Below are 4,427 nucleotides of genomic sequence, written 5' to 3'. Positions count from 1 at the left end.
ACAACAACTGGCTCCACCACCGCGTTGCCGCCCTGAACCTGCGCCGACTGCTCTCGATGGGCCTGACCCACCAGAACGGAACCTGGGCCCTGGCCTGACCAGCCCGCCCGGGCGAGGACTCCCGCCCCGGCAGACCGCACACACGACCCGCGCGGTCCCTGTCACCGAAGCCAGAACCCCGGATCCCCGCACCTCGCGACACGGCCAGACGGCACCCAACTGACACAGGCGCACCGCCCCCACCGCCAGGATCACATCTTCTTCAGCAGGCTCCTAGGCTGGCCGGCATGAATGCCACGCCACAGATTCAGCTGACCCGCGCTCGCGTCGCGGCGATGATCGACCACACGCTGCTCTCCCCGGACGCCTCCCGCGAGGACGTGCAGGCCTGTGTGGACGAGGCCCGCGCTCTCGGGGTCAAGGCGGTGTGCGTGAGCCCGGCGATGCTCCCGGTGCGGGCGGAGGGCCTGACGGTGGCGACCGTGGCCGGCTTCCCCTCCGGAAAACACCACGCGCTGGTCAAGGCCATGGAGGGGCGGCTGGCGGTGGATCAGGGCGCCGTCGAGGTGGACATGGTGATCGACGTGGGTGCGGCGATCGCCGGTCTGGTGGACGAGGTGATGGCCGACGTGCTGACGATGCGCGACGCCGTGCCCCCGCCCACCGTGATCAAGGTGATCCTGGAGACCGCCGCGATCCACCGGGCGCTGGGCGAGGAGGCGGGTGACCAGCGGGTCGAGGAGCTGTGCCACGCCGTCGCGCGCGCGGGGGCGGACATGGTCAAGACCTCCACCGGCTTCCACCCCGCCGGCGGGGCCAGCGTTCGTGCGGTCGCCGCCATGCACCGAGCGGTGGGCGGGCAACTCGGTATCAAGGCCTCGGGTGGGATCCGCGACGCCGACACCGCCCGGGCCATGATCGCCGCGGGCGCCACCCGGCTTGGTCTGAGCGGCAGCCGCGCGGTGCTGGAGGGCTTCCCGGAGAGCTGACCCGTCCCGCCGCTCCGGGCCGGACCTCAGTCGGTGGTGAGCACCATCTTGCCGGTGGTCCGGCCTGTCTCGCCCCGTCGATGCGCCTCCGCGGCCTGCTCGAGGGGGAAGACCTCGGAGACGGTGGCCCGCAGTGCGCCCTGTTCCACGAGATCGGTGACGGAGACCAGGTCGTGCCGCGAGGAGTCGACGAGCATCCGGATCGCGCGGACGCCCAGGTCGTCGGCCTCGCGGAAGAAGTCGTCCGACCCCACCGGCAGGATCGACACCACGATGCCGCCGGGCCGGAGGGTTCGCAGGGAGCGCAGTGACGTCTCGCCGCCGATGGTGTCGAGCACCACGTCGATGTCGCCGACCGCCTCGGCGACGTCCACCTCGCGGTAGTCGATCGCCTCGTCGGCCCCGAGCTCGCGCAGGAAGTCGTGCTTCCCGGTGCTGGCGGTGCCGATCACGTAGGCGCCCCGGGCCTTGGCGATCTGGACGGCCACGTGACCCACCCCGCCGGCGGCGGCATGGATGAGCACGCGCTGACCGGGCCGGACGTCGGCGTACTCCACGAGCGCCTGCCAGGCCGTCAGCGAGACCAGCGGCAGGGCGGCGGCCTGCACGTGGTCGAGGGAGGCGGGCTTGGGGGCGAACCAACTCGCGGGCGCGGCCACGTAATCGGCGTGGGCGCCGTGCCCGAACGGGTAGGAGAGCATGCCGAACACCTCGTCGCCGGGGGCGAACCGGGCCACACCGATGCCGACCGCCTCGACGACCCCGGACAGGTCCCAGCCGAGCACGAACGGCGGCTTCCCGAGGAACCCGCCGTTCCCGCGGTGCTTCCAGTCGGTGGGGTTGACGCTGGCGGCCCTCACACGCACCAGGACCTCGTTGGTCCGCGGCTCGGGGCGGGGGTGCTCGGCGACGACGAGGACGTCCGGTTCGCCGAGGGAGTGCTGGGTCACGACACGCATGGTGGCTTGATCGGTCATGCCCCCAGGGTGGCAGAACGTGCGGACCGCCGCCCGGCTCGACCTCACGGTGGGGCGGCCCGGACTAGCGATCCCGCGGAAGCCGGTGCAGTTCGACCTCGCCCACCAGGCCGCCGGCGAGGGTGGCGGTCATGTACGTGCAGTACGGCTGCCGGCGGCGGTCGGTGGGGGACCCCGGGTTGAGCAATCGCAGGCCGCGGGCTCCTGCACACTGACCGGGCGCAGTGGTGTCCCACGGGATGTGCGAGTGACCGAACACCAGGACGTCGGTGTCCGGGTAGGCCTCGTGCATGCGCCTGTCCCGGCCCGCCGACGGCCCGGTCTCGTGCACCACCGCCAACCGCACCCCTTCGAGGGTCGCGCGCGCCACCTCGGGCAGCCGATCGCGCAGTTCAGGGCCGTCGTTGTTGCCCCAGCACGCGACCAACCGGGTGGACCGTTCCTCCATTGCGTCGAGAAGTGCCACGTCCATCCAATCACCGGCGTGGACCACCACGTCCGCGCCGTCGACCTCGTCCCATATCCGGGGCGGGAGATCGCGGGCGCGCGTCGGGACGTGGGTGTCGGCGATGATCAGCAGGCGCATGGGTTCAGTGTGCCGTGCGACCGGCAGTCGACTACCGGGTCGACTCCAGCACGACGTCGCGTCCGCTGAGGTCGACGACCATGCCGCCCGGGACCACGCGGACCCCGGTCAGCTGGACGCCCTCGGGGAGTTCGGCGAGAGCGGAGTCCATCATCGAGACGGTGCCGCCGAGCAGTTCGGGCGGCAGTGCGAAACCGAGGATCGACGCCTGGGACGGATCCATCTCCAGGTTTCCGCCGATCAACCGGGGGGTCACGATCGCCTCGGCGAGGCCGCTGATGGAGACACGGAGCGTTCCCGAGGCCGGGTCCGAGACGATCTCCTGCACCTGGATCAGACCGCCGAGCATGCTGTCGCCGGCGGAGTCCTGCTGTGCGGCGGTGGACATGGCCTGGTCGGAGACGAAGGCGGTCCCGGTCAGCGAGTCCACGTAGGTGAGGTCGTCGGCCGAGCTGACCCCTTCGGCGGTGATGTCGATCGCGGGGGCGGGGCCGCCTCCGCCCTCCGCGGGGCTGCCGTCGGTGGTGATGCGGACGGTGCCCAGGTCACCGCCGAAGTACGACAGGATCACCGGGCGCGCGCCCAACTCCACCTGCGCCGGGCTGCCGAGGGAGGCCGTGACCTCCTCCTGGATCCGGTTCTCGACCGCGTTGCGGGTGCCGAACTCGAGCCCCACCACCCCGGCGACCAGGCCCACCACGGCGATCGCGGCGATCAGGGCGATCATCGGGCCGCGACGCCTCCCGCCGGTGTCGCGGCGGTCAGACGAGTCACCTGCCGGTGCGGCGGCGAACTGCTGGGTCTCGGCGTGCTGGACGCCGGGTCGGTCGTGGGCGGGGAGTCGCTGGGTGTCGTGCCGCGGGTGCATTCCGCCAATTGTCGCCGATGCCGGCCCGGATCGCAGAACCCGAGGTCAACGCCGTGTCGGCACGGGGTCGGCACGGGGTCGGCACGGGGCCGATGCGGAACCGACGCGGGGCCGACCCGGGGCCGACGCGGTGTCAGCGGGCGGCGGTCCAGCGGTTGAGGTGTTGCGTCTCGGCGTCGAAGAACCGGGTCAGGTGGGACACGACCAGCTTCTCCAGCTTGCCGCCCAGCAGCGGGACGGAGACCTTGACCTGGCCCGTCGCGGACTCCACCACCACGCCGCCCTGCGAGACGGCCTCCGAGCCTCCGTCGATGACCCCCAGCCCGCCGGCGGCCTCCGCGCGGGCGGAGCTCGAGAACCGCTCGCCGTCGAAGTCGGCGTAGGTGGTGGTCCGCACGATGATCAACCGGCCGGGCAGGACCTTGCGGGCCACGTCCGGGATGTCCTCGTCCGGGATGTGCTGGGTCAGCGTCACCGTGGTGGAGTCCCCGGTGGTCACGAACTCGTCGAGGCTGTCGTGGGGGCTGCCGATGGCGGCCATGCGGTCGTGCCAGAAGGCCTCGTCGCCGTACGAGGTGAACACGGTCTCGAGGTGGGCGTCGATGTGGGCCGAGTGGGAGAAGCGGGTCGCCATGGGGTCAAACCCTACAAGGGGGCGGTTACTCTCGGACGCGTGCTCCCGCCCTCCTCCGATCGCCGCACCGCTGACCACGCCGACGACGTGATCCGCGGGTTGTCCGCCGTGGCCGGTCTCCGCGTGGTCCCCGATCCCCGCCTGGCCGATCTCACCACCCTGCGCATCGGTGGTCGCCCCCGCGCGCTGCTGGAGTGCGAGACGGCCCACGCGGTCACGGTCGCGGTCGGGGCCCTCGATGCCGCCGGCGTTCCGGTCCTCGTGCTGGGCGGCGGGTCGAACCTGGTGGTCGCCGGCGGCGACCTCGACATGGTGGTGGTGGCCGTCCGCAACCGCGAGATCGGCTACCGCGAGGCGGGCGGCACCGGCGACG

Annotated in this window: 5 protein-coding genes and 1 pseudogene; 2 read left to right on the top strand and 4 right to left on the bottom strand. The window is 72.2% G+C overall.

The genetic code is table 11. From position 1 onward, the window contains the following. Positions 1 to 287: 287 nt before the first annotated feature. A complete protein-coding gene (gene deoC, locus G6028_RS11365; RefSeq protein WP_182658917.1) occupies positions 288 to 989 on the top strand; it encodes a deoxyribose-phosphate aldolase in 702 nt (233 codons plus the stop codon). A 26-nt stretch (positions 990 to 1,015) separates the two neighbouring features. On the opposite strand, the gene G6028_RS11360 is transcribed toward deoC, so the two are convergent. The 4 genes from G6028_RS11360 to G6028_RS11345 form a co-directional block, all read right to left on the bottom strand. Next, the gene (locus tag G6028_RS11360) at positions 1,016 to 1,966 is read right to left on the bottom strand and encodes an NADP-dependent oxidoreductase (protein WP_182658915.1); all 951 of its coding nucleotides are present in this window, start codon (positions 1,964 to 1,966) and stop codon (positions 1,016 to 1,018) included. 64 nt (positions 1,967 to 2,030) lie between these two features. Continuing rightward, on the bottom strand, positions 2,031 to 2,552 hold the full coding sequence (locus tag G6028_RS11355) for a metallophosphoesterase family protein (protein WP_182616924.1): 522 nt from the start codon (positions 2,550 to 2,552) through the stop codon (positions 2,031 to 2,033). 31 nt (positions 2,553 to 2,583) lie between these two features. After that, positions 2,584 to 3,420 (bottom strand): LmeA family phospholipid-binding protein, encoded by an 837-nt coding sequence (locus tag G6028_RS11350; protein WP_182658913.1) that lies wholly within the window; start codon positions 3,418 to 3,420, stop codon positions 2,584 to 2,586. 133 nt (positions 3,421 to 3,553) lie between these two features. Beyond that, the gene (locus tag G6028_RS11345) at positions 3,554 to 4,054 is read right to left on the bottom strand and encodes a DUF2505 domain-containing protein (protein ID WP_182658911.1); all 501 of its coding nucleotides are present in this window, start codon (positions 4,052 to 4,054) and stop codon (positions 3,554 to 3,556) included. 39 nt (positions 4,055 to 4,093) lie between these two features. Here G6028_RS11345 and G6028_RS11340 point away from each other — a divergent pair. Then, positions 4,094 to 4,427, top strand: a pseudogene (locus tag G6028_RS11340) (FAD-binding protein); the annotation flags it as partial.

Source organism: Dietzia cercidiphylli, from assembly GCF_014145145.1.
Taxonomy (GTDB): domain Bacteria; phylum Actinomycetota; class Actinomycetes; order Mycobacteriales; family Mycobacteriaceae; genus Dietzia; species Dietzia natronolimnaea.
Note: the sequence above shows the minus strand (reverse complement) of the source record. Positions and strands in the feature narration are given on the sequence as shown.